The 26,284-nt window shown below is 55.5% G+C and carries 20 protein-coding genes and 2 tRNA genes; 11 read left to right on the top strand and 11 right to left on the bottom strand.

Annotation, left to right across the window (positions count from 1 at the left end; translation table 11 throughout):
• Positions 1-135: 135 nt before the first annotated feature.
• The 7 genes from OSO_RS0103860 (at position 136) to OSO_RS0103815 (ending at position 9,423) form a co-directional block, all read left to right on the top strand.
• The gene (locus tag OSO_RS0103860) at positions 136-2,223 is read left to right on the top strand and encodes a M3 family metallopeptidase (protein WP_010582212.1); all 2,088 of its coding nucleotides are present in this window, start codon (positions 136-138) and stop codon (positions 2,221-2,223) included.
• Positions 2,224-2,371: 148 nt separating this feature from the next.
• Positions 2,372-3,178, top strand: a complete 807-nt coding sequence (locus tag OSO_RS0103855; protein ID WP_010582211.1) for a TrmH family RNA methyltransferase — start codon at positions 2,372-2,374, stop codon at positions 3,176-3,178.
• 293 nt (positions 3,179-3,471) lie between these two features.
• On the top strand, positions 3,472-4,083 hold the full coding sequence (locus OSO_RS0103850; RefSeq protein ID WP_010582210.1) for an HNH endonuclease: 612 nt from the start codon (positions 3,472-3,474) through the stop codon (positions 4,081-4,083).
• A gap of 441 nt (positions 4,084-4,524) precedes the next feature.
• On the top strand, positions 4,525-5,652 hold the full coding sequence (waaF, locus tag OSO_RS0103840) for a lipopolysaccharide heptosyltransferase II (protein ID WP_010582208.1): 1,128 nt from the start codon (positions 4,525-4,527) through the stop codon (positions 5,650-5,652).
• Between the two features lie 163 nt (positions 5,653-5,815).
• Positions 5,816-7,009, top strand: a complete 1,194-nt coding sequence (locus OSO_RS0103835) for a glycosyltransferase family 4 protein (protein ID WP_010582207.1) — start codon at positions 5,816-5,818, stop codon at positions 7,007-7,009.
• Between the two features lie 382 nt (positions 7,010-7,391).
• Positions 7,392-7,465 (top strand) — tRNA-Met (locus OSO_RS0103825).
• Between the two features lie 284 nt (positions 7,466-7,749).
• Positions 7,750-9,423 (top strand): hypothetical protein, encoded by a 1,674-nt coding sequence (locus OSO_RS0103815; protein ID WP_010582206.1) that lies wholly within the window; start codon positions 7,750-7,752, stop codon positions 9,421-9,423.
• A gap of 158 nt (positions 9,424-9,581) precedes the next feature.
• Here the strand turns inward: OSO_RS0103815 and mgtA are convergent, their stop codons facing one another.
• Entirely contained in the window at positions 9,582-12,215 is a 2,634-nt protein-coding gene (gene mgtA / locus OSO_RS0103810) for a magnesium-translocating P-type ATPase (RefSeq protein ID WP_010582205.1), read from the bottom strand.
• Positions 12,216-12,579: 364 nt separating this feature from the next.
• Between mgtA and OSO_RS0103800 the strand changes: the two genes are divergently transcribed.
• Positions 12,580-13,068 carry a macro domain-containing protein gene (locus tag OSO_RS0103800; RefSeq protein ID WP_010582204.1) on the top strand — a complete coding sequence of 163 codons (489 nt, stop codon included), beginning with the start codon at positions 12,580-12,582 and terminating at the stop codon, positions 13,066-13,068.
• A gap of 308 nt (positions 13,069-13,376) precedes the next feature.
• Entirely contained in the window at positions 13,377-14,792 is a 1,416-nt protein-coding gene (locus OSO_RS0103790) for a glycosyltransferase family 87 protein (protein ID WP_040591590.1), read from the top strand.
• Here OSO_RS0103790 and OSO_RS0103785 read toward each other — a convergent pair.
• Positions 14,768-15,982, bottom strand: coding sequence for a leucine-rich repeat domain-containing protein (locus OSO_RS0103785; RefSeq protein ID WP_010582202.1), 1,215 nt, complete (start codon positions 15,980-15,982; stop codon positions 14,768-14,770). The genes OSO_RS0103790 and OSO_RS0103785 overlap by 25 nt on opposite strands.
• A 468-nt stretch (positions 15,983-16,450) precedes the next feature.
• Between OSO_RS0103785 and OSO_RS42030 the strand changes: the two genes are divergently transcribed.
• Positions 16,451-17,287: a class I SAM-dependent methyltransferase gene (locus tag OSO_RS42030; protein ID WP_010582201.1), complete on the top strand. Its 837-nt coding sequence runs from the start codon at positions 16,451-16,453 to the stop codon at positions 17,285-17,287.
• 135 nt (positions 17,288-17,422) lie between these two features.
• Positions 17,423-19,276, top strand: a complete 1,854-nt coding sequence (locus OSO_RS0103775) for an RDD family protein (RefSeq protein WP_010582200.1) — start codon at positions 17,423-17,425, stop codon at positions 19,274-19,276.
• Positions 19,277-19,326: 50 nt separating this feature from the next.
• On the opposite strand, the gene OSO_RS0103770 is transcribed toward OSO_RS0103775, so the two are convergent.
• The 9 genes from OSO_RS0103770 to OSO_RS0103725 all read right to left on the bottom strand — a co-directional run bounded on the left by OSO_RS0103770 (position 19,327) and on the right by OSO_RS0103725 (position 26,277).
• Positions 19,327-19,830 carry a hypothetical protein gene (locus tag OSO_RS0103770; RefSeq protein ID WP_010582199.1) on the bottom strand — a complete coding sequence of 168 codons (504 nt, stop codon included), beginning with the start codon at positions 19,828-19,830 and terminating at the stop codon, positions 19,327-19,329.
• Positions 19,827-20,303, bottom strand: a complete 477-nt coding sequence (locus OSO_RS0103765) for a hypothetical protein (protein WP_010582198.1) — start codon at positions 20,301-20,303, stop codon at positions 19,827-19,829. Before OSO_RS0103765 ends, OSO_RS0103770 begins: the two co-directional genes overlap by 4 nt.
• Positions 20,303-20,800, bottom strand: a complete 498-nt coding sequence (locus OSO_RS0103760; protein ID WP_010582197.1) for a hypothetical protein — start codon at positions 20,798-20,800, stop codon at positions 20,303-20,305. The genes OSO_RS0103765 and OSO_RS0103760 overlap by 1 nt, the downstream gene beginning before the upstream one ends.
• 357 nt (positions 20,801-21,157) lie before the next feature.
• A tRNA-Cys gene (locus OSO_RS0103750) sits at positions 21,158-21,229 on the bottom strand.
• Between the two features lie 200 nt (positions 21,230-21,429).
• Complete coding sequence (locus tag OSO_RS42025) at positions 21,430-22,788, bottom strand: FG-GAP repeat domain-containing protein (RefSeq protein ID WP_010582196.1); 1,359 nt, start codon at positions 22,786-22,788, stop codon at positions 21,430-21,432.
• 191 nt (positions 22,789-22,979) lie between these two features.
• Complete coding sequence (locus tag OSO_RS0103740; RefSeq protein WP_010582195.1) at positions 22,980-23,873, bottom strand: DMT family transporter; 894 nt, start codon at positions 23,871-23,873, stop codon at positions 22,980-22,982.
• 17 nt (positions 23,874-23,890) lie between these two features.
• On the bottom strand, positions 23,891-24,652 hold the full coding sequence (locus OSO_RS0103735; protein WP_010582194.1) for a creatininase family protein: 762 nt from the start codon (positions 24,650-24,652) through the stop codon (positions 23,891-23,893).
• Between the two features lie 157 nt (positions 24,653-24,809).
• Positions 24,810-25,136 carry a hypothetical protein gene (locus OSO_RS0103730; protein WP_010582193.1) on the bottom strand — a complete coding sequence of 109 codons (327 nt, stop codon included), beginning with the start codon at positions 25,134-25,136 and terminating at the stop codon, positions 24,810-24,812.
• 172 nt (positions 25,137-25,308) lie between these two features.
• The gene (locus OSO_RS0103725) at positions 25,309-26,277 is read right to left on the bottom strand and encodes an L-threonylcarbamoyladenylate synthase (RefSeq protein WP_029246612.1); all 969 of its coding nucleotides are present in this window, start codon (positions 26,275-26,277) and stop codon (positions 25,309-25,311) included.
• Positions 26,278-26,284: the final 7 nt, after the last annotated feature.

Here is a 26,284-nt window from a genome sequence, read left to right as displayed (position 1 = left end):
ATTCAAGGTGTCTGACAGAAATGCGGGCGCGATGGCTGGCAGGTTCGAAAGGACCGTTTACACTTCTCCAAACTGAAACTCACGCAAGCAACCAATCGTTAACACACTGCCTTCACTGACGTAAGGACAATGGTCATGGTCGACTCCAGTTCGCTCAAAGACAATCCTCTCTTGGCCACCAGCGGTTTGCCGGACTTCGCCGCCATTCGTCCAGAGCACGTCGTGCCGGCGGTGCAGCATCTGGTTCACGATGCGACAGAGAAGCTGACTGAGATCGAGCAGCATTTGCAGCCCACCTGGGAAGGTTCGCTGGGGAAACTTGAGACGCTTGACCCACCGTTCGAATATGGTTGGAAGCCCGTCGGACATCTGTTCGGAGTGCTTAACTCCGATGAATTGAGAGCGGCCTATGAAACCGTACTGCCTGAAGTCGTTCAGTTTGGTCTTCGTGCCAGTCAAAGCGAACCAATTTACCAGACGCTGAAGCAACTGCGTCAGGGGGCCGAATGGTCAAAGCTCAGTGAAGCACAACAGCGGATTGTGACCGATCGGATCAAGGGCGCAGAGCTCTCGGGGATTGCGCTAACGGGCGAAAAACGTGAGCGGTTCAATGCCATCGAGCAAGAATTGTCGCAACTGTCGACGGAATTCTCGAACCATGTGCTCGATGCAACGAAGGCCTTTTCCTTGGACATCACCGATTCGGCTGATGCCGAGGGGTGGCCGAGCACGCTGAGAAATCTGGCGGCGAAATCCTGGAATGGCGCGCACCCCGACGCCGTCGAGAAGGCCACGCCTGCACAGGGACCCTGGCGGATCACGCTCGAGCCGCCGCTGTTCACTCCGTTTATGGAGCATTGTCGCAACGGGGCTCTTCGCGAAACGCTTTATCGCGCGTTTGTGACGCGAGCGTCGTCGGGGGAACTGAATAATGATCTGCTGATCGTTCGGTTCTTGGCGCTTCGTCGCGAAAAGGCATTGCTGCTGGGGTATCACAACTTTGCGGAAGTGAGCCTGGCGCGAAAGATGGCCCCCAGCGTTGAAGCGATTCGCAAGATGTTCACCGACCTGCGAAGTGCCGCGTGGGATGCGGCGGCGCGCGACCTCGACGATATTCGCGCCCTGCGCGCCGAACATGGTGTGACGGAACCGTTGAATGTCTGGGATGTGGCGTTCTGGGCCGAGCGATTGCGAGAAGAGCGATACGCCTATACCGACGATGAACTTCGTCCCTATTTTCCGTTTGAACGGGTGCTCGCAGGGCTATTCCAACTGCTCGAACGCCTGTTCGATGTGAAAATCCACCAGCAGACCGACGTCAGCGTGTGGCATCCGGATGTTCGGTTCTATCGAGTGCACGACGCATCGGGGACGCATATCGCCTCGTTCTATCTCGACCCATATTCTCGCCCCGAAAATAAGCGGGGCGGGGCCTGGATGGATGACTGCCTGGGCCGCCGCACGACGGGAGGGCATCTTCAATTGCCTGTGGCACATCTCGTATGCAATCAAACTCCGCCTCACGGCGACACACCAAGCCTGATGTCGTTTCGTGAGGTCGAGACCCTGTTCCATGAAATGGGCCATGGTCTACAACATATGTTGACGAAAGTCGATTTTGCGGATTGCGCAGGGATCAATGGAGTCGAGTGGGACGCCGTCGAGTTGCCCAGTCAATTCATGGAAAACTGGTGTTATCACCGGCCGACGTTGTTGAGCCTGACGGGGCATTATCAGACGGGTGAGCCACTGCCTGAATCGCTATTTGAGAAAATTCGTGCGGCAAAGAATTTCCGCGCGGGTTCGATGACGCTGCGGCAACTGTTGTTTGGAATGACCGATATCACGCTGCATTCGGATTATGATCCGAGCAGTTCGGAAACGCCGCATCAGGTTAATCAGCGATTAAGCAAGCAAACCAGCGTCCTGCCGCTGCTTCCTGAAGATCGATCGCTTTGCTCGTTTCAGCACATTTTCAGCGGCGGGTATGCCGCTGGCTACTACAGTTACAAGTGGGCGGAAATTCTGAGTGCCGATGCCTTCAGTGCTTTTGAAGAGGCTGGACTCGACAATCCACAGGCGATTCACGAGACCGGACGGCGGTTCCGCGATACCGTCTTGGCGTTGGGGGGCAGCCGGCATCCGATGGAGGTCTTCCGCGAGTTTCGTGGTCGCGAACCCAAAGTCGACGCACTCTTGCGTCATTCCGGGTTGGGCAATTAACACCTCGTTTACACTTGATTGTCGTTGCGATCCGCTCATCTTTTTGAGCGGGTTGCTGAACGCATTGAGCAGGCATCTGCGACGATTGTTGACGACTCGTTTTCTTTTGGAAACTCACGAGCCAATTCGTTTGTGAGCTTGGATAGCTATGCCGGTGATTCCGATCGATTCGCTGGACGACCCGCGTGTCGAGTCGTACCGAAATCTCAAGCTGAAGAATCTGCAGCGAGGCGGCCCTTACTTCATTGCGGAAGGGAAAAAAGTCGTCGAACGTCTCCTGGAAAGCGACTTTGAAACGCATTCGGTTTTCATCAGCCGCAAACGGCTCGAAGAGTGGGAGGGCAAGGTTCCGGCGGACGTTCCGTTGTATGTCGCAGATCAAAGCGTGATGAGCGCGCTGGTTGGATTTGATTTCCATGTTGGAGTCGTCGGTTGTGGGGTTCGCCGTCCCAGCGCGCCGCTGGAGGAACTCTTGCCGCGCGATGCCCAACGGTTGACGGTCGTCGCCTGCCCCAATTGCGATAATCCAGAGAATATGGGCGCTATCGTGAGAATTGGAGCTGCGTTCGGGATCGACGCATTGCTGCTCGGTAAAGGTTGCTGCGACCCGTTTGGGCGCCGCGTGATTCGCGTGTCCATGGGGGCCACGTTTTCCCTTCCAATTTTCGAGACGGATTATTTACTGGAGGATCTTCGTCGACTCAAGCAGGATTGGAACTTCCAAATCGCGGCGACCGTACTGGACACCGATTCCGAATTGCTGGAAACGGCGCGTCGGCCAGCCCGTTTCGGTGTCGTTATGGGGAATGAAGACGCGGGCCTCGATCAGGCCTGGACCGAATTCTGTGATCGAAAATTGACGATTCCCATGTGCCGGGGCACCGACTCGCTTAATGTTGCGGTCGCCTCGGGAATTATCCTGCATCACTTTACCCGTGCATCGGCAGATCTGTAGCGGCACAGCCGCAGTTCGTTCGGCGCCAAATGCGTCCACTTGCTGGGTTGAGGATGAGTTCGGTTCTCCGATGATAAAACGTGGCTCGACGAGCCATCGCTAACCGTTCGGAGAAAATCAACCCGAATTGACCACGGCGAGTTCCTCCACATTCTTGCCGACGACTTGGATTGATGGCTAGAATACGGCGTCCGACGGCGAAGCGTTGAACCTACGATTTTTCGTCAATCGCGATTCGCTGCAGTGAACTTGTGACGCGCCCGACTTGTCCAGTGCGGAGGAGCACAGGCGAGATGATTGCAGCACACAGTCCGGCGATTCAGTCCAGCGTATTGGCGCTGAATCGCCATTATGTTCCGGTTCACGTCTTGTCCGTGTCGCGGGCATTTTGTCTGCTCTATAAAGGGGCCGCCGAAGTGATCTCGGTCGACGATGGAACATTCTATTCGTACGACTTCGACAATTGGCGCGAAGTCGGGCTGCTGAAGCAGGCGCTCGACGATATTCAGGACACCGATTGGATTCGAGCCGTCAACTTCGAGATTCAAGTCCCGCGAATTGTTCGGCTGTTGCGTTACGACCGGCTGCCACGAAACGGCGTCAAATTCAATCGGCGGAATATCTTTCTTCGCGACGAAAATCGTTGCCAATATTGTGGCAAGCGATTCGGCGCACATAGCCTCAGCCTCGATCACGTGATGCCGAGAAGCCGTGGCGGTCCGACGACGTGGGAAAACATCGTGTGCTGCTGCCTTGACTGCAATGTCCGAAAAGGTGGCCGTACGCCGTACGAAGCGGGCATGAAGTTGATGAAGGCCCCGCATAAGCCGGCTCGGAATCCACTGCTATTCCATCATCTGAATAGCCGTAAGTACGAATGCTGGCGAACATTTCTGCACGACTAGTCCCTTGAGTGATCCCTCAAGATGCGGGGCGGGTGGCGGCAGCTGGACGAACGAAACGCTGGAAGTTCCAGGGCATCGGCAGTGCCTCCTCCAAATCTTGGCCGTCCTCAGGCTTCGGAGTGACACGTTTCTCGACTGACGGGCTGCCGTGTTGAAGTGGTGACACGATCACTCAGCCCCGGTAGTTTTTCCAGACAGCTCCAAGATTTGTCGGCCCACTTCGTATGCGTTCATCGACGTTTGATGACGGGATTACTGTTTCGCTGGCAGAATTGCTGCGACGACGGTTCTTGTCGTGTCGATTGGCAGGCGAGGGACACTGCGGCGGAAACTGGATTGACGGAATTGGAGAGCGCAAGGATGATTCGCTCGGTCAATGTCACGTCGAGTGATTCCTGTTGTGATTCGACATGCCGCATTGATCAAAGAATGCACTGGTCAATGACACGTTGGCGGGGACGCCCGCTCGAACGAGCCAAGGATGGCAAGCTCATGAAACTGGCGATCTTTCTGCCGAACTGGATTGGTGACGCCGCGATGGCGACCCCTGCGTTGCGCGCTGTGCGCAATCAGTTTCCAGACGCAGAAATTGTGGGAGTGATGCGGCCCTACGTTTCCGATGTCCTGGCTGGAACGGATTTGCTCGATCGAACACTGTTCTATCATCCTCGTGGCCGCGATCGTTCGCAACGCGGACTTTCATTCATTCGCGCCTTACGGGCCGAACGATTTGATGTGGCCCTGCTGTTGCCCAATTCGCTTCGGACCGGCTGGCTGGCGTGGTTGTCGGGTGCCCGCCGCCGGATTGGATTCGCACGCGACCTCAGAAGTTTGTTGTTGACGGATGGTGTCGTTCCGAAATCCAAGTCGATCCCCAATCCCGTTCTCGATGAGTATTTGCGACTTGCCTCGGTGTTGGGGTGTTCCAATGATTCCCGGCAGATTGAGCTTGCCGTACGGCCACAGGACCAGGACCAGTTTGACGGAATCTGGTCACGCCTCAATCAAAGTCGCTCGGATCACGATGAACGCCCGCAACACAGACACCGGTCCTTCGTCTGTCTGAATACGGGCGGAGCGTTCGGTGCGGCGAAGAATTGGCCGCGAGAGTACTTCGCCGAGCTGGCGCGTCGCATCGTGACGCAACTCGATCAACGTGTTCTGGTCGCTTGCGGACCATCCGAACGGGACGACGCCCGCTGGATTGCGGAAACAGCGGATCATCCTGCGGTGTTCAGTTTGGCTGATGAGGTGCTAAGTATCGGCCTGACGAAGGCGGCGGTGAGTTCGGCCGATCTGCTTGTCACGACCGATTCCGGGCCACGGCATTTTGCCGCCGCGTTCGGGACACCCGTCGTGACGCTGTTCGGGCCGACTCACATCGAGTGGAGTGAGACGAACTATGAATTCGGCGAGCATCTGCAGTTGAAACTGGATTGTGGGCCCTGCCAGCAGCGCGAGTGCCCACTGAAACATCATCGTTGTTTGCGAGACCTGTCTGTCGATCATGTGTTTGCCGCGGTCAGGCGACAACTGGGCCGACAGAGATCCACTCGTGATGCTGCCTAGCAGCCTGTTGAAACCAGGGGGACAGGCTCCGCACCGAATCAAGAAAAACACCATGACACAGTGAACACCAAGTGCCCGTCTCTCTGATTTCAACAGGCTGCCAATGCTGTGCACGAAACCGTTGGTAAATCGAAGGTCGACTGGCCGAACTGAGTAAGTTTTCATGCATATCGGACTTGTTCGTCGTCAATGTTCGTTGAAGAAGGCCGGGGCCGAGCGGTACTGCGTCAATTTGTTTCGCGGTTTGCAGGCATTGGGACACCGCGTCACGGTTATCGGTGAATCAATCGATGACGAACTGCGTGCTGAAGTGGAATTTCTACCGGTGGCGGTCAACAAGCTGACGTCATGGACCAAGAACCGGTCGTTTGCCGAAAATTGCGAAAAGTTGATTCGGTCGCAGTCGTTCGATATCGTGCACGGCCTATCACGGGTCGCGGGGCTTGATACCTACCGGCTGACCGATCCGATGCAGACCCATTGGGTGAAGGTCTGGTATCGCAACCCCGTGTCGCGTTGGCTGCAGCAACTGAATCCACGACATCGGGCGATTTTTGAATTGGAACGTCGGTTGTACCGGCCGACGGGAGTACGACGCGTCATTGTGCAATCGAAGCTCGATGCGCGCCTGCTGACAGAATACTTCGGCGTTGACGAGTCCCGCATTCGCCGCATCGTGAATGGTGTCGATACGCGGACATTTCATCCCGGTGTTCGAAACGATCGAGCAGAAGTTCGCGCCGAAATTTTTCGTCAGTTGGGATCAGGGACGCACGCCTCTTCGATGGCAGTTGGCCGGGCCGATGACGAAACACCGCTGCTGATCTTCGCGTCAATGGATTTTCGTCGGAAAGGATTGGACTCACTGCTTCTCGCGATGAGCCGGATGAAGAATCGCGAGGTTTGTCTGCTGGTTCTCGGTGCCGGGGATATCTCGGGCTATCAGCGCCGGGCGAACGCGGTGGGACTTGCCGGGCGGATTCATTTCGCCGGCCGCCAGTCTGCCATTCAACGGTATTACGGCGCGGGCGATCTGTTCGTGCTGCCGACGATTTACGAGCCGTTTCCGAATGTCAATCTTGAGGCGATGGCGTGCGGGACGCCGGTGATCACCACTGCGACGGCGGGTGGTGCCGACATCATCGAATCGGGCTGCAATGGATATGTGATTCCCGACGCTTGGGCCGTCGATCAACTTGCCGATCAGATCGATCGCCACTTCTCACTCAGTCGTCCCGACCGACAGGTCATGAGCGACCATTGCTGGCAGACGGCGTCGAAGCTGCGTGTCGAAGACAACGCTCGACAGGTCGCAGAAGTCTTTGAAGAAGTTCTTCGCGAAAAGAACGCCGCGTAACGGATAGCAGGCCGGGGACCGGCTCATTTTCCTGCAGCAACGGGAAGGGTTTCTCTGGCCAACCTTTTGTGGATTTCCATGACCCGGGGAAATGTGCCTGTTCCGCTCGGCCCGGCCTGCGCACAGATAACCCCCCCGCCCTGTTTCTGCAGTGTATTTCTCGTATTGAACTCAAAATGAGTATTCCACGATCAGCCTGATTGCCGTCGATGACGACGGAATGCGATTTCTTGAAGTCGCACCGACTGTCGTGTACGTGGTGTTGCTGACTTTTCTTGCGAAAGTCGGCCAATTCTTGTGCAAACAAACGAATTTCGAAATCGACTGACTTCCCTTCCTGCGGCAGGCCGATATACTCCCTCTGTCGACAGCGACACACTGACGCGGGGTGGAGCAGCCCGGTAGCTCGCGAGGCTCATAACCTCGAGGTCGTAGGTTCAAATCCTGCCCCCGCCACTTGAGAAATTGCAATTTGCAGTCTCTCCAAAAAACCCCAGCTTGCTGGGGTTTTTTCATTGGCACTCACGATTCTCCGTTCAATGCCGGGTCGCCGAACCTATTGAAATCAGTGAGATTGGCTCTGCGCAGATTCAAAAGAGCCAGAACGACGTGAAGGCCATGATGCCTGTTCTCCTGCTTTCAACGGGCACTTAAAGGCCGGTTGAAGTCGTGGAGAGAGTTCTCTACTCTTCCAGAGAAGAGGCGAAATGTCTTTTCCCTGGGGTTCTTGAGTACCTCCAATGCCATCACAATTTCGGTGGGCACCTTGGAAGCCGTGGAACTGGTCGACGCGTACCTGGTTGCTCGCCATCTCCGTGTCCGTGCTGCTGTCTCCATTTGTGATGCGATGGATCTGTCTTTGGCAGATCGCGGACGTGACGCTTCCGTTTGACCCGGATCAGGTGATTGCTGAGGACGTTCCCACGAACGAGGATGCGCTTGTTCGATACGCACTGGCTTTGACGTTTTTTGATCAGATTCATAACGTCGCGGATCAGCAAGGTGAATCGTTTAACAATTTCGGCGATGTGGAACGCGCATTGCGCGATGCGACGCGGCAAGCCGACCCGACATGGAATTCACGATTGGATCACTGGCTTCGCGGCAGGCGCATGGCGCTTGACGAATATCGAAGTGCGAGTGAGATGGTGCGTTCAAGCGGTCCTTCGTTGAAGACCGCTGGCGAAACCACCACTGTGAATATCCACCAGAATCTGCGACGACTTGTCGTTCTGAGCGAGGCCGAGGCGGTTCGCCTTGAGAGAATGGGGGATCTTGATGCGGCCTGGGATTGGCATCTCGCCAACTTACGGTGCGCGCGTCATTCAATGATGTCCCGATATGTCATTTGCTATTTGATCGGGATGGGAATTCGATCGTATACGTATGTGGGAATTGCCCGGTGGGCTGAACACGAGCTGCTGACACCTGAGCAATTGCAGGCAGCGCGGCAGGCGCTTCTGATCGACCTTTCCGACGCGGTTCCACCCTCGGACATCCTGAAAGCGAACTATCTGTGTTTCAGGAACATGATGAATCGTGCCGATGGGCCGAACATCCTTGTCCCGAACTGGGAAATGGCCAAGCCGGAAGAGCCGCTGATTCTGGCGGGGAAAAAGGTGGCTCTCTGGACGATCGGCCAACCTGACCTCGTGCTGCGACTTGCCCGTCAGGAACTTCTGAATAACTGCGAACAGATCGATCGACCGGTCTATCAACGGCAAAAGGGATCGTATTTGAAAAACGAGATCGTATTCGAAATGGACACGAAACATCGCCGTCGTTCGGGACAACTTGATCCGGCACGACTCAGCCTGCGACTCGACGCTTGTTTGAAGCAGATGCCGAGTCTTGACGGATATCTTCTGGGGGGTGGCAGTCTCGACAGAACTCATCGACAAGCTCTTTCACGCCGGTCCTGCCTCGATGTCGCGCTCGCGGCACAACAGTATCAACGACGAAATGGACAATTCCCTGCGTCGATTGAGCAGCTTGTGCCCGACTTTCTGGACGCCGTCCCGACTGATCCCATGGATTCGACCGGCGCCCCGCTCAAGTATCGCCGCGATGACAACGGCGAAGCGGTAGTCTGGAGCATCGGCTACAACGAAATTGATGACCGTGGAAATGTCGAGAGTGACACCTCACTTGATACAGGCTATCGAATTCGTGCCAGGGGGGGCTGCCGAGGCCCACTCGGAATCGAAGGATGCGTCGAGAATCGAACAGGGTTCAGAAACGGTCCAGTAGACAAATCGATATCGGATCAGACCGAGTGCCTTTGGTTGACACCGGGCTTGTTCGTTTCGGGGACTGATCGGCCGTTCGTCGATGCGCGAATGGTCGGAATGGTTCTTCGCCTGGCTACGAACGCGCCGTTAATCTTCGAGGGGCCTAACGAGATTTGCCAATGACTGTTTAAGGACGAATTCAAGTCGTTCATCGGGAGGCAACGCCACCAGGGTGAAGGTGCTCTCAATTCCAAATGGTGCGGGAGCTTTCCACGAAATCAGTCCGATGTGAGTTGCGCTCGATCGGCACGACGTAGTGGCGTGTAAATCTCGCTACCGTTTCAGTCACCGAAGATGCGGTAGAAGAACGTCTTCATGAGCTGGGTCAGGACCAGGTATCCCGCAAGGATGATTGCCAGCATGGCCCAATAGAGAGAGGGAAGTGGCACGAAACCGAGCACATCCGCTAACGGTGAAACGGTGAGCCAGGCACCCACCATCACAATGATGAGTGATGTGACGATCAACGGCCAACTGGCCCTGCTTTGAAGGAAGGGAATCTTCCGGGTGCGAATGATGTGAATGATCAGCGTCTGTGTGAAGAGTGATTCGACAAACCAACCGGTGTGGAACAGCACGGGATTGTCCCAGCAGTGGAAGACGTTCAGCATCAGGAAAAACGTGATGTAGTCGAAAATCGAGCTGATCGGCCCGATTAACAGGATAAAACGCAAGATTCGGCTGATTTCCCACTTACGCGGTCTGGTCAACCATTCGGCGTCCACGCCATCCGTTGGAATCGTCGTTTGCGAGAAGTCATACAGCAGATTGTTCGTCAGGACTTGAATTGGCAGCATCGGAAGGAAGGGCAGGAAGGCACTGGCGCCGACGACGCTGAACATGTTGCCGAAGTTCGAGCTTGCCGCCATCTGGATGTATTTGATGATATTTCCGAAGACTTTGCGGCCCTCCAATACTCCCTGTTCCAGAATCATCAGACTGTTTTCCAGCAGGATGATGTCAGAGGATTCTTTGGCGATGTCGACCGCACTATCGACCGAGATGCCCACGTCGGCGGCTTTCAGGGCCGGGGCGTCGTTGATGCCGTCGCCCATGAAGCCGACAACATGCCCCTTGCTTTGAAGTGCGCGAATGATGCGTGCCTTGTGCGCTGGGGCCAGTCGGGCAAACACGCTTGTCAGCGTGACGGCGTCGGCCAATTGCGAATCGTTCATTGATTCAATTTGAGTGCCAAGCAACAGATGTTCGACAGGAATCCCCACTTCCTGACAGATGTAAGATGTGATGATCTCATTGTCGCCGGTCAGAATCTTGACATTCACATTCAGGCTGTTGAGCTTGTGCAGGGCCTCGCCAGCCGTCTCTTTGGGCGGATCGAGAAAAGCGAGGAAGCCCAGCAGGACCATATCGGATTCGTCTTTGACGGCGTAGGTGGGTTCGTCCTTCGCGCCGGGCATGTTTTTGTAGGCCAAGGCGATCACGCGAAATCCCTGAGCGTTTAGATCGTCGGCGATCTTGCGTCGTCGAGCGTCATGATCGGGCAAGACCTCAATGAGTTCGCCCTGAACTTCGACTTGCGTGCACAGATTGAGCACTTCATCGACGGCACCTTTGCAAATCAAAATATTCATGCCCGTCAGGTCTTCGACGACGACGGACATGCGACGGCGTACGAAATCGAAAGGGATTTCATCAATCTTGTGATACTTTTCTTTGGCACTCAGGCTGTCCTCCAGTTCGTCGTGCGCAAGAATTGCCTCGTCGAGTAAATTCCTCAGTCCAGTGTGGTAGTAACTGTTCAGGTATCCATAGTGAAGCGTCTTGTCACTCGGCTCTCCCTGAGCGTCCAAGTGTTTTTCGAGGACGATCTTTCCCTCGGTAATTGTGCCGGTTTTATCGGTGCAAAGAATGTCCATCGCTCCGAAGTTCTGGATTGAATTTAGTCGCTTGACGATCACTTTCTTGCGAGCCATCGTCAGCGCGCCTTTGGAGAGATTCACGGTCACAATCATGGGCAGCATCTCTGGCGTCATTCCGACCGCCACGGCCATTGCAAAAAGAAACGCTTCCAGCCAGTCATGCTTCATCAGGCCGTTAATCAGGAATACGGCGGGAACCATCACGGCCATGAAGCCGATCATAAGCCAGGTGAATTGATTGACCCCCTTGTCGAAGCTGGTCAGCTGGCGCTGGCCGACGATGCTCGTCGCGAGGGCCCCGAAGTAGGTCTTGTCTCCCGTGTGAACCACGACAGCGGTGGCCGAACCGCTTTCGACATTCGAGCCGAGAAAGCAAATATTCAGCAGTTCGAGCGGATTCGATGTTGTTGCAGAAACGATGTCCGCTTTTCGCTCAACCGGCATCGATTCGCCGGTCAGGGCGGACTGGTTCAAGAACAGATCCTTGGCCGACAGCACCCGCACATCGGCGGGGACCATGTCGCCGGCGGCAAGTTGGATGATGTCACCAGGAACGAGCTGTTTCAGTGGGACTTCCGTTTCCTTGCCTTGTCGCACAACGGTCGCCGTGTTGCTGACCATTGCCTTGAGCTTTTCAGCGGCGTTGTCGGCACGCATCTCTTGAAAGAACCGCAGGACGACACCCAGGATGACCATCACGAAAATGATCATCGCGGCACGCACGTCTCCTGTCAGGACCGACAGAATCCCGAGCCCGATCAGCAACAGGACCAGAGGATTAGCGACATTGGAGAGCAGTCGCGCCAATGCGGATTGATGCTTCTCGCGTGCGATCTCATTCAGTCCATATTGTTTCGCTCTGGAATCGACTTCAGACTCCTGCAGGCCTTCTAAACGCGAATCCAGTTGGTGCAGCACTGTCGTGATATCGGCTGCCGCAGTGGTCTTGAGCTGTTCAGAAATACGGGCGGCTTTTCCGCTGATAATATGTTCTTGGTGGTGAACAGGACTGATCATGGTTGCTGGAGAAACCATTCACGCCTCACGAATTATTGTTCGGATGGATCATCGTCCAACACGTGATTCGAGCCGCGGGGTGGGATGCTGATGGCTCTTTTCAGATCCATCGTCAACTGCGGGTCCATGGCCGGGAATCACCTGGATATTGCGAGGGTACCTGAAAGTGATGGAGCCGCGATATCCAGGTGCGTTTCTACCGTTTGCGCATTTGCGAGGTCATGGCGTTTTGCATGGGATGCGTCTGTTGGGGGTGGGCGCTCCTCTGTAAGATCAATTTGAAGATATGGACATTCGGCCTTGTCCGATGCTAAGGCCGCTTGGTTTTCGTCTTGTCATAGGACAGGCGGATACACTCGCCGCTGCTGAGATAAGGACGATCATGCTCCACGAAGTCTCTGGTGACATTCTGCTGACGAAGACCCAGGCCATTGCTCATGGCATCGCACCTAATGATCACTTTGACCGAGGGCTGGCACTCGCCTTACGAGAAAAATGGCCCATGATGGCAACGGATTTTCGGCACTATGCAAATCAGTGCCATCCCAAGCCGGGTGAGATTTGGGCCTGGGGAGGGTTCAATGCGCGCGTGTTCTGCTTGATCACTCAGGAAGGTGAGCACGCACATGGGGCGAAGCCCGGCAAGGCAACGATCGCTAACGTCAATCACTGCTTGCGTCGACTGCGTCACGAATTGGAAAAGGGTGAAATTCAAAGCATCGCACTTCCAAAGCTGGCGACGGGCGTGGGAGGTCTCGATTGGACGGACGTTCGTCCGTTGATTCAAAGCCATTTGGACGGATTGTCGATTCCCGTTTTTGTCTATTCGGAATACGCACCCAGTGTCCAGGCGACTCAAACCGGACTGTGACGTCACGCTCGTTGGGAATTCGTGAAGGATCAGCGCAACGATTTCGCCTGCTCGGTCGGTAGCGTGAATGCCAAAGGTTGTGAACGTGTTCGGCGTTGCGATTGCGTTGACGGACAGTGAACGTTTTGGCGTCCGCTTCGAGGATTTCTCACAAGTTTTTAAGTGAGTTTCAGGCGAAATCGTGCCGCGTCCTAACATGAGACGCTGACAAGAAAGTGGTTATCGGCTATTAAGCTCGCATTAAGGTGCTGTCGGATTCGTTCGCGTGCCTTGATTCGGGCCTTTTTACCAGCCTTCGGGACGCGGAAATGATTGCGTTGCAGGTTCACGACAAGCAGACCATCAAATCCGTAGGCCGCGTGCGGAAATCACGGGCCACGCATTTACCAAAACATTCTGTTCGTTCGCAGCCTGCCCTCGCTCGGGAAGGGGATTGGCGGGCTCTGACCTTCTTCTTCGTTCTTGGCTGCGTTTTTTCCATCTTGCCGATCGTGAACGCGGTGCTTTATGCACGCGAAAACAAGGACTACACATTCTGGCAGATGGTTGGTCAGTGGGTGGTTGCAGGCGAGCCACTTTACGCTGATGTGCGAAACGGCGAGCCAGAATATATGTATCCTCCCACGGCAGCCGTGCTGCTGTACGCACCTTTGTCGCATCTCAGTCCCGTCTTGTTTGTCGCGGTGCTCTGCCTTCTGAACGCCGCATCATGGGCCGTCGCTGTCTGGGCGGCGTCGGTATTGGTGACGGGGCAGTGGGCTCGACGGTCTTTGTTCCTGTCGGTCGGTCCCGGATTGATGGTCGCTCCTTACATCTGGGATGTTCAACTTCTGGGGCAGACGAACCTGCTCCTGTTGGCGCTCACGTTGGGATCGTTCTTGGCAATGCGGGGACGACGATCGCATCTGGCGAGCTGGCTGTTCGGAACCGCCGTCGCGCTCAAGGCCTTTCCGCTTTCAGCCCTTGCCTATTTTGTCGCACGGCGACAATGGTTGGCTGTAGGGTCTTCGATCGTCAGCATCTGCGCGCTGGTCTGGTTCTTTCCAGGGCTGGTGCGTGGATTTGAACGCAATACCCAGGAATTGAAACAATGGGCGTCGCTCATGATTCTTGACCAATCGGGAAACTCGATGTCGGGACGCTCGTCGATTGGATTTACGCGTCGCAATCAATCGCTTGTTGCCTGCAGCCATCGACTCTTACGACACATTGATGCAGGGGATCGTCCCGAGGAACCGTTGTACGTCAATGTCGTCGATCTGACACCCAAGGCGGCGCAAATGATCGGGCACAGTATTTGTTTGCTGCTGGGGTTGGTCTTACTGCTGGCGTGTCGCTTTCAATTCGCTCCGAATCTGGCGTGCGAGGGGCTTGAGGTAGCCATGGTTTGTACGCTGGTGCCGCTTTGCTCACCTCTCGCATGGACCTACTTTTTTTGCTGGCTGCTTCCCGCGTGGATCGCCATCGGTCACTGGTACAATCACTCCGATCTGACCGCACATGCACGACGGGTTGTAAGCCTTGGCGCAGCGATTGCGACTCTGTTGCTGGTGAGCGCCGTCAGTGAACAGATTGATCCGACTCTGCAGGCCTGCGGCGTGACCGCAATGGGTTCGGTCGCGCTTTTTCTGACCTTGGCGTATATTCGGTTCAGCCTGCCGAACACGAAATTCGGCCCGCCGATTGCAATTCCCGGCAATCAGTCGGGAAACGCCCTGCGATAAAGATAGATTGCACCAAAGACACACAGGACGAGCAGGTTGCCGATCAGCATCCACGGGCGAACGGGAACGGGTGCTTTCTTGGGGACCTCAAGATGCACGTCCGCTTCCACCGGCGAACTCGCCGCTTCAATGTCCTGGTCAGTGCCGTTCCATGTGATGATCAGTGGAGTTCCAATTGCGTCTTGGAATCGTTTGAGGCCAGAAGCGGTAACGGGAGCCTCAACCAGGCCGATCTCTTTGAGGTTTCGCAATCGTGTCAGATTTCTGAGACCGAAGTCAGAGATGGGGTTCTTTCCGAGATCCAACGTCGTCAGATTCGCGATTTGACCGAGTGCGGACAGACATTCGTCGGTGATTTGCGTGGCGTAAAAGTCCAGTGCAATCAGCGTGGGGATTTCGACGAGAGCATTGACTCCGTTGTCCTTCACTTGATTGCGTCCAAGCTTGAGTTCATTCAGATTGTTGAGGCCTCGCAGGTGCTTCAACCCCGCATCAGTTATCTGAGTGGCCGTCAGGTCCAGTATTTTCAAGTGGCTCAGGCCGCCGATTGCTTCTAGCCCTGTGTCAGTGATGACATTTCCAGACAAACGCAGCTCCGTGAGATTCTCCAGGCGTTTTAGAGCCGTCATTCCCTCGTCGGAAACGCGCGTCTGGGTGAGATCAAGGATCGCAAGCTGTCCGAACTTGGACAAGTCGTTCAGGCCAGCATTTGTGATGCGATTGCCGCTCAGGACCAGCGTCGTCAGATTCGGATGGGCAATCGATCCTTGCAGGGCCGCGTCGGAGACCTGCGTGTCGGCGACGTCGAGCGTCGTTAGCGAATCCAGCTCAATCAGCTTCTTGAACTGCGCATTCTTGACCGGAAGATTTGCCAGATGGAGCACGGTCAATGAGCGGAGAACTGAAAGCTCGGCGATGCCTTTTCCGGAAATTTGGGTTCCGCTCAGGTCCAGCGATTCCAGTTCAGGAAACGTTTTCAGGAGTGTGACGTCTGCGTCGGTGAATTCTTGTGCATCCCGGCAATCGATCTGGACGACAGGACTCGAAGGACGTTCTTGATTTCTAACAACCTTGCCACCGAGCGCCTCAATCCTCTGGATCGCCGTATCCTGCGTGACATCGTCATTTCCAAGACCGGCCGTTTGCCAGAGTATGAGCGCGCCGATCAGCGTCCCGAACAAAACTCGCATGCGGCTGGTTCCAGCGAAATGACAATGGACCATGAGAGCTTCCAAGGACCTTGGTCGTGTGATTGGTACAACGTTGGGCGGATGATGGTTCGTGTTCATCGCGATTTTTTAGGTAGCTCAATGACTTGCGGCCCGTGGGGCTTCGCTTCCCTTGCGGTGCTCAACTGTTTTCGAAGAGCATTTCATAGATGGCGAGCACCTGGTTCGGCCTGAGGAGTTAGCTGCGTTCGAAGCGAAAAATTGTCGATCGCGGGTGCGATCGGGAATTGAAAAAGATGTTACTCGGCGAAAATTGTCCGCGACAAGGCGTCGCAGGTTGTAGGGAGTCTGTTCGTCGATTGCGATGCCTCGCGCCGCGATGAAGAACAGTAGAAGCAATGGTCGTTGCCATCAGGCACCTGGTCATTTATGTTTTCGGCCCGATGTTGACACTTCAATTTCCGCAACACTTTTGGAGGCTACGCCAAGATGACCTCACCGAACGTTCCTGCCGGTGTTGACTCGGATTCTGGGGCCATCACGATTGAATCTCGCGCAGTCTGGAATTCCAATGCGGATTACTGGGACTCGCACGTTGGGGAAGGGCATTCGTGGGTGGAAGAACTGATTTGGCCCGCAACGAAACGGCTGTTAGAACTGTCACCGCAGGTCAATATTCTTGATATCGGTTGTGGGAATGGATTGTATGCCCGTCGGCTCGCCGAGTGCGGCGCAAGTGTTGTTGCATTCGATTTCTCGGAGGGCATGATTCACAATGCGCGACGTCGAACCACTCGACATCTGGACCGCATCGAGTATCGCGTGCTGGATGCCACAGATGAACCGCAGCTCAGGCAACTCGGCGAGAACGCCTTCGATTCGGCGATTTCCATGATGGTTCTGTTCGATATTCCGGTCATCGATCCGTTGCTTCGTGCCTTGGCTGCGCTCTTGCGGCCGGGAGGCACCTTCGTCTTTTCCGTCGTTCATCCCTGCTTTAATAGTGCCCGATTTGCACAGATGGTCGAGGCAGAAGATCGGGACGGGCGTCTCGTGAGAACGTTTGCCTTAAAGCAGTATGAGTACATGACATCGCGCACCTATCGCGGGGAGGGGATCGCAGGGCAGCCTGAGATTCAGTCGACCTTCCATCGACCACTTCACGTGCTACTCGGATCCTGTTTTTCGGCCGGATTCGTGCTTGATGGACTTGAGGAACCGTGCTTTCAGACCGAGAAGCCGCCAGGCGAACGGCGCCTCTCATGGAACGAGGGTCTCTCCGAGTTCCCACCGGTGCTGGTCGCTCGTTTGCGTCGACGAAAATGACCCGTTGATCGCACGCCCGATCCGCTTGGCGCGAGACCGCGATTTTGGCCCTTACGTTGATGTTGACTCGCCATTAAGACATAATGACTTGTCGGCCTCGTCCAGATCGCGGATTTGATTCGTCAGAGGTTCAGTATGTCCAGCCGTAAGCCGGGATATTTGTTTGGCGTCATCGTTCTTGCGATCGTTTTATCGTTTCCACAAATCGCATTATCGTTTGCGTTTGTCTGGAATTCCTATTCGACGCGACAATCAATGACTCCGTTCCTGCCCGGACTTCGAGAAACGTACTACTTTCACATTCTGCAAAACTTGAGCATCTTGGACGGCCGCCTGATCCACATGCATCATATTCAACAGAATTCTGCGGGGAAATTTGAGCAGAAAATCACGAAAGTCGATCCAGAGACTGGCGAATTCGAGTTCCTACCAGCCACTCTGAAATTTCCCGGTGGATTGAATCACTATCGAACCTGGGCCTGTGGAGATCGGCGTTGGTTCTATTCAGCGGCCAACTCGTTTTACGAACTCATTGATGGACAACTGCAGCCATCCAATCTGGCAAAGCATCCCAACATGGACATGGGAATCCATGGGTTTATGCTCAACGGAAAACCATCCCTCGTGACGACCGCTGTTTGGGGAATCGTTGTCGAGACCTACGAAAATGGGAAATGGAGGACGCAGGGCACTGTCGATGGCTCGGAACAGATCGGCGATTTGTCCAGGAGCCAAGGGGCTCCAAATATGATGACTGGCAGTCATCCTGACGTCATCGAATGTCATGGCCAGCATCATTTGTTCTGGCATTGGGAAGGGATGTTATTCCATCGCGTGGGAATCGACGTGGTGCCGTCGTCGATTGAGAGCCTTTTGGCGGAAAGCAAGTCGATGGGCGGAAACGAAGACGATGTGGCTTCCGCACTCGCCGTCGCCAATCGTGACCCGTTCTCCGAGGGCTGGACTAGGGTTCGAAGCACTCCCGCGATGCCATTTCCCTTTGGCGCGGCGACACACGCCCTCATGATCGGCGGCCAACCTGCGGCATTTATCATTGATGGTGTTCATTCTTCAACGCCGATTGGCCACCTCTATCGCTTGGTGAACGGGATCTGGGAGGAACACTCCTCCATCGCGATTCCATTTGGGACGACATCCACGGCCGCAATTGCGACTGAGAACGGGCACCTGTCGTATCTGGGACTTTGCACTTCCCAGGGCGGATGCTTTTTCTACCGGATTGATGAGCAGGGGATTCACGAAACCGCGGGATCGGCCACCGCGAAATGCCTTGGACCGACGTATGCGAGTATGGGCGTCCCTGCTTTCAGGCCAGTGTGGAGTATGCTTTCCGTCATCGCATTCACGCTGGGGCTGGGAATTGTATCCGGCGTGGGAACTTGGATCCTCATGTGGTGGTATACAAGACCTGACTATGGATTTGGTCTTTCCGAAGTTCGGCTTGGATCACTTCTTTGGCGGGGGATCGCGCGGTTGCTCGATATTCTGCTCGTGTTTGGATCCGCGTCAGGCGTCGGTTGGTTTTTGACTCGCGGAATCAACTGGCTTGCGTTTTACGACGCGCTGAACGTGCGATTGGAACACCCTTCCGTCCCCGTCGTGGCAATGGCGGCAAAAGTTGTGGCCATCTCGATCGCGGTCGTAACGATCTTGATCTTTACAATGCAGGCCCAATGGGGCATCACGCCCGGCAAATGGATCTGCGGATTGAAGACCGTACGAACCAGTCTACGCCCCTGCGGTTTCGTGTCAGTACTCGCTCGCGAAATCGTGTTCTTCGTCGACGCCGGAAACCTCCTGTGCTGGTCACCCGGAATCTTGAGCATCGCCCTGTCCGATTGTCGCCAACGTCTGGGAGACATCGTCGGCGATACGATCGTGATCGAAACGAAATCACTCAACCAACCCCCGCTAACAAGTGAAGGTTCCACCATCGCTGACGCAACCAATGTTGGCAAAGATCATTAACTCGCTGACTCGACCAGGAGTCCGCTTGAGGGGGCAGCCAATACGTTCAGTCATCGGTCGAGTTGTGGAACCCCTGGGCGGACGCTGGTGTTGTCGTTGGCGACGGCTTCGTTACACGATTTGAAGAGCAGCAGGTAGGCAGATACGGCGGTCAGTGGGATAACGATCGACCAGTACGGGATCTCCCATGAATCGAATTCGAGAGTCCACGATGAGCCGCCTGGTACATTTTCGTCTCTGGAAAAGGTACAAAAGTTAAATCCCAATGTCGCAACCCTCCAGTGAATGTCACATCCTTCCCACTGATCCTCAAAGCTGGGGACTACCCCGTTGTGTCGGTAGAGCCATCTTGATGGCCGAGGCGTCCGAACGGGCCAGATTCTCTCCCAACAGATGCGCCCGTTGAACGAGATCAGGACGTGCGTATCCATCTGATTCAACCGAAATAGCGAGTCCAGATTGGTTTGGCTTCTGATCCACCCCGCCATGAACGCACACGCTAGAATCAGCGTCACAATGCCCAACTTCCTTCGCAGCGGTTTGAAATCACTCATTGCAATTGGCCTCTTGCGTTCGTGAGCGTTGATGGCTTCCGCGTGCGAGGCCGCGAGAGCAGGAGGTGTGCGGAGAGGGCGGTCAGCGGTAGGGCGATTGACCAGTAGGGAATTCGATAAACGCTGAAGGATGAGTTGTAGACAATTCCTCCGATATTCCGAGAGTCGCCTCCATAGGTCTTCAGGCCGAATCCGAGGACCTTCTGATTCCAATGTGCGGATCGTGTCGAAAAGCGATATTGATCGGGTGCATGTTCTGCTGAGACCGTGGAAAGTGACAGCTTTCGTATGAATTCATGGAGGTTGCGTGTGTATTCCCCGCACACACCACCATCAAGCGAAACGATTTTAATGCTGGAGCGTTCAATCCAATCGGCGAAAATAAAACTCCTCACCCACCCGGTCATTGCCACACACGCCAGCAGCAGTGTCAGCACACCGAACTTGCGACGCCACAGCTTAAAGTCGGTCATTATGGTTGGTGGCTCCCTGCGTTTGTGGGAGGTGACGGCATCCGCGCGCCAGGTTTTGACAGCAGGAGCCAGGTTGCCAAAGCGGTAAGAGGAAGAACGATCGGCCAGTAGGGGATTTTGCTGCGCGTATGGTGAATGTCGTTCCTCTGCGAATCGCGAAAATCAAACCCTCCCCATCGCCATCGCCACTTAATATCACCGATGACCTTGTTTTCCATTTCGTCGGTTGGCATGGTTGGATCAGTACCCCAGCCGGGTTGCCAACCGAATTTTGTCCCGTGAAGCCCTTCGAATTTCTCCCATGTCATCCCGTGAGCCGACGATTTGAAGACATACTGAATTGTGTCTTCATGCAAATTGCCCAATTGAACTCCGGTCGGCGGCTGCCAAACATCTTCGACAAAAAATCCCCTGATCCAACCCGCACAAAATAGGCACGCCAGCAATAATGTCGCCAAGCCGGTCTTCCGCTTCCAACCCCTCAAGATTTCTCGCATGACGGGCCTCGTAGAACATGTAGGCAATTACTGACGGTATGTCTTTATTCTGGCGGTACGAGCGGCGCGAAGCAAGGGTTGCAGGGAGGAAGGATTGCCGAGAGCACGGCCCTGAGCTCAATGGGGCTCACGATCCGGGCGCTATGCTTGATGAGATTGTCGCGCCCCTTGAGCTCACGGTGTCGGCGATCTGGTGCCAAGACGTCGACCGGTGGAAGGGGACGGAACCGCGATCGAACCGGACCAAGAGTCTGCTGGGACGGGTGTGTCGGAATTGAGGCAGAGACGACGATTTTCATCGTTCTATAAAAACGACAGAAGGCGTTGTAAGTGAATCACTCACAACGCCTTCTGAAGAGGCTCCGGTCGGAGTCGAACCGACGATGACGGATTTGCAATCCGTTGCCTTAGCCACTTGGCCACGGAGCCAGCGAACGTTTTAATCGGCAGGACAGTCGCTGAGGTTGAGTCTTCTGTCGGAAAACTTGGAAGATCTCGCACACGTCTCAAATGTCATACCTGACGCAGGCCAAATGTAGCGTTGGCCTCCCATGCCGTCAATCTTCATGTGAGTTCGAGCGGCATGGGAAGACATTGCCGATAAATTACCGTAACGTATGATTTGTCATCTACTTCTGTGAGACGCCTGCCGCTGCGGCGAATGGCCTTGGTTGGGATTTTTCCCATTCGGCCTTCGAGACGGTTCTTGTTTCGTGAATGTGAACAAAAGCACCCTTCTTGTTTCCAACGACGATATCGGGACGTCCATCACCATTCACATCCGTCGCCAGAACTTGCGTTCCGACGCCTGAATCATCGTCGACGAACTGAGGGACCCAATCAATTGACTTGTCCGTCTGACGCACCAGCTTGAACCAATAGACGACGGCTGGGGCTTCTGGTTCGGCATCGCCTTTTGGACCGTGCGCCCAGAATCGCTTTCCGGTTACGATATCCTTCAAGCCGTCGCCGTCCATGTCGACCAGATCCAGTGCATGAAGTTGCGAGAACTTCAGCCCATACCGATTCTCCTTCGGCTCGCTTCCCATGATCAGATGCTGGCGAAATTTGATCGCGCCGTCCTCACGGTGTTGTTCAAACCAGGCCAGGCCATATTCGTGTGCCTTCAGACTGGTAATCACATCGTTCAGTCCGTCGCCGTTCACGTCGTAGACATACATCTGAGCCCCGCCGCCGCCGAATGACGTGGGGTGAAACTTCCATTCTGAATCGGTTGCAATCGATGCCGGTTGTTCCCACCAGCCTTCCAGGGCGAGCAGATCGATCCGCCCATCCCCATTGACGTCGCCTGCGCCCAGGCCGTGGGTAAAACGCTGCCAACTTCCGGGCGGCGTGACTTTGTGGAACGTCCAAGCCTTGTCGGCAGCCGACCAATCGACCGTGGCGTAGCCCAGGAATCCTTTGTTCTCGCCATTGACCGACCGCGTGGCCCCGCTGACCATCTCGGGCTTGCCATCGCCTGTGATGTCGAGCCAGGTCGGAGATTCATTGTCGACGGTGTCGAAGACCACATGTGCCGCCCAGGGTTTCTTTTCGTTCTTGGGATTTTCGTACCAGTTCGCCGCCGCGCCGGGGAACCCATACACCAGAACATCGGTCCAGCCATCGCCGTTCAGGTCATGTGTGAACGTGAGAAAATTGTCGGAGTACGCGTTATTGACGCCCAATCCACCTTCAAAGCCGGGGATGACGACTTCAGTGCCATCTTCCTTTTTCAGTTTGAAGGTCGCCTTTGCGGGATAGACTTCGGCACGTTCTTTGAAATCGGGACCTGCGTACCAGTAGGGACCGCAGACTACGTCCATTTTGCCATCGCGGTTGAAGTCGCCGACATTCGCACCTTCGCTCCAGAACTGGTCGTTCAAGCGAAGCTTTTTGAACGTATGTAACGTGTAGTCTTCGGCTGAGACAGCGGGGGCAAGCACACACAGCAGGGCGGCGGCTTTCGCGATCGTCCAATGATTCATGGTCGGTTGGATTCCCAGTTGGAAATTGTCTGTTAGAGCGAACTCGCACGCCGTCAGGATATCTTCCCTGCGCGATCATGGAAACCGAGCGCGTGAGTCACTGATGGAACCTGGGCACGGTGCGACGTATTTGTGAGCCGTTCAAATGCCGTCCGAAATCGTGCGTCATGGGTTTGCGATCATTTGCGACGTCATTGTTCGGCAGAGCTCAATTCGAGTGCGGCGGGACGGGCGGCTCCGACCTGAACGAACGTCACCATCGCGAGAATTCCGACGAGCGCGGCGACCTGCATCGTGCTGATTCTCTCACCGTCGGAATGGCCCCACATAAAGGCACCGACGGGAACCAGGTTCGTCGTCATCGCGGCAAACAGAGGGCCTTGTTGTTGGACCATTCGATTGAACAGGAAGGTTGCGATCCCGGTTCCGACAACACCAAGGATTGCGACAGATGCCAGGGCAAGTGCGAATTGGTTGGGGTCGGCTTCGCGATGATTTCCGACGACCAGCGAGAGGGGGAGCATGACCGCACCCGCGGACGCCAGGCAAAGGAGGGTCAATTCCAATGGGGGAAGGTGCTTCAGTGATCGGCGAATGATTCCATTCGCAACGGAATACGTCAAAGGCACGCTGAACGTCAGAAGAATATCCGTCAGTGGAATCGACTGCTTTCCCAGGTCCATTAGCAGCAGAAGCATGCAGGCGAGTGCACCAATCACACCGATCGTTTGCCGTTTTGTCGGCCAGAGTCCCAGGATGGGGATTGAGACCAGAATCGTGAGGAGCGGAGTGAAGCCGACTGTCATTCCGACGAAGGCTCCGCCATGCCGCGCGACCATCTCTGGCTGCAGGGAGTGGGGCCAGACGAATCCGAGGATCACGACCGCAACAAGCGGCAGGAAGTCTTCGCGCCGGATTGTCCTTTTCTGTTTCATGAACAGAAAAATCAGCGCCAGCACGAGAGTGCCGCCGATGGCACGGCCGGCGCCGACTCCAATCGGCGACAAGCACAGTGTCGCCCGCTTCATCAATACGAAACTACTGCCCCAGATCAGGCAAATCACCACAAACCAAAAATACGGCATGACTCACCAGAGGGGTTTCAATTCGATTGGGACCAGCTTTTTCCGTCCCACGCGCCCACGTCGTCGATCAGCTTCACCACGCCGCTGGAGAACGCCGCAAACAGAGCTTCACCCTTATCGGCCGAAGCAAATTTGGGTTCGCCGATGTGGCCGGGCACGGTCCGATCTTTAGTGGTCCAGCCTCGATAGGCGGGATCAAAGTCATAGCCGGCATCCACTGTTTTCAGCGATTTCGTGTCTTTCACAAGGTGAGGGGCCAGCCTCAGAATCATCGAGGTTTCCCATTCGCAGGCATGCCCCATTTGCTGTTGGACAAGATCAGGACGTGTCTGGTTCGGTTGACCATGTTCCCAGTAGGTGGCAAACAACAGCAGCAAGTCGAATCGCTCGCGATGTCGTTGACGCACTTCAAAGACAGCTTGCTTACCCGGAGTCGAATTGCCCCCGTGGCCGTTCAGCAACACCAGCCGCTTGAATCCATGCGTCAGCAGATTTTCCATCAGGTCATTCAACAAATCGAGGTAGACCCGCGGAGACGCCGACATGGTTCCAGGGAAGTCCATGTGATGGTGTGAATTTCCCAGCCACATGAGAGGTGTGAAAAGTGCGCGCTCTTTTGTCGCCTCACTGGCGCGGCGAACCACTTCCCCCAAGAGCATGCTGTCGGTAAAGACCGGCAAGTGATGGCCATGTTGTTCGAGTGCGGCCACGGGAATCACCACTGGCAGGTCTCGAGAAAGGGCATCCACTTCGGGCCAGGTGAGTTCCGCGAGATTCATGAGAGTCTTCCTCTGTGATGAGTGCCATTCCTCGCCAACCGGGCTTTGACATTACGCCACGGGGGCCAAGAATTCCCAATTCCAAACAGGATGGATTCAGGATGCCTGTTCACATGACTCTAATGGCTGACGATCGCGCTGGCGAGCGATGCCGAAATCAATCTGTGCCGGGTGCGGCGGTCGGGGTCAGATCGTCGACTTGCGACAGTTTGGGGAACCGTTCGGAGTACAACCAGCGTTCCCACCAGCGGGCATGTCGCAGCCGCCAGTCGCCTCGTGAAATCGTCCGGCGCTTGCCGCGACGAGTGATCAGCATGACCGAATCGTCAAGGACTTCGCGGACAGTCCAGAATTTGTCGACTTCGTACGAATAGGTTTCGCCACTTTGGGCAGGGTGCACGTCAACAGCGCGCGGTCCAGGGATGGAACTTTGTTTCGTGACGCGAAAGATAACCGGATCGCCCGGCTTGAAATCGTTCTTCATCTCGTTACGCCCGTACCAGATCTCCACTCGCAATAGATCACACCCAACTGACACACCATAGGCGCAGACGCCGGTTGGGACAAGATGGCTATCGAGAAACAGGTCCGGAATCTGAAAATCTTGACGGCCAGGTCTCCCAATTTTTCTTTTTATGCGCGTTATTCTTCGTCCATCAATTTGGGGTTTCGGCTTTACGAAACGCAGCCCGCTTCAGTCGATCATTCAGTGCACGCCCCAGCCCACGGTCTGGAAACGCGATGGCAAAGATCCCATCAAGCCCCGCCGCGTCGAGACGATGTAGCGCTTGGAAAAACTGGGCCGCGGCCGTCACCAGATCTCCTTTGGGTGACAGGACCTCGACCATCGCGTAGCCATGAGAATCGTGCGGTGCCTCAAATGTCAGGAGACCCGAACGCGGCCAGGGCGCGGCAGGCGGGATCTGATTGCCGACGGTCAGAGGTGTGCGCGGGGCGTAGTGGCTGTCGAGCATGCCTGGCGCTGCTGGCTTGTCTCCGGTTGTCAGTTCGTGATGTACGGGAGCTCCGACGGCGATTTCGATCTCTTCAACCGGAATTCCCCCTGGGCGAAGGAGTGTCACGCGATCCCCCTCAACGCGGAGAATCGACGATTCGACGCCGACGCGGCAGGGGCCGCCATCGAGCAGTGCATCGATCCGATCGCCCAGTTGTTCGCGGACATGTTCGGCGGTTGTCGGACTGAGTCGCCCGAAGAGGTTCGCGCTCGGCGCTGCCACAGGAACATTCGCGAGTCTCAGTACTTGGCGTGTCAGCTCATGATCGGGAATGCGAATTCCAACCGTGGGCATGCCGGATGTGACCAAATCAGGAACGACCTCGGATTTGGGTAGAACCAGGGTCATTGGTCCCGGCCAGAACCGTTCCGCCAGCGTCTTTGCGATGGGGGGGAAGCTTTTGACAACGCGGGGAAGCCAGTCAAGGTCTGCCAGATGGACAATCAGCGGGTCGAAGAAGGGGCGTTCCTTCGCCGCAAAGATCCGGGCGACGGCGACGGGATCAAGCGCGTTCGCACCAAGACCGTAAACGGTCTCTGTTGGCAGCGCCGCCAGGCCGCCTTTTCTAAGAATGTCTGCGATCATTTCGATCGAAGCAGGTGGGCTCACGAACAAG

Source organism: Schlesneria paludicola DSM 18645 (assembly GCF_000255655.1).
Taxonomy (GTDB): Bacteria; Planctomycetota; Planctomycetia; order Planctomycetales; family Planctomycetaceae; genus Schlesneria; species Schlesneria paludicola.
Note: the sequence above shows the minus strand (reverse complement) of the source record. Positions and strands in the feature narration are given on the sequence as shown.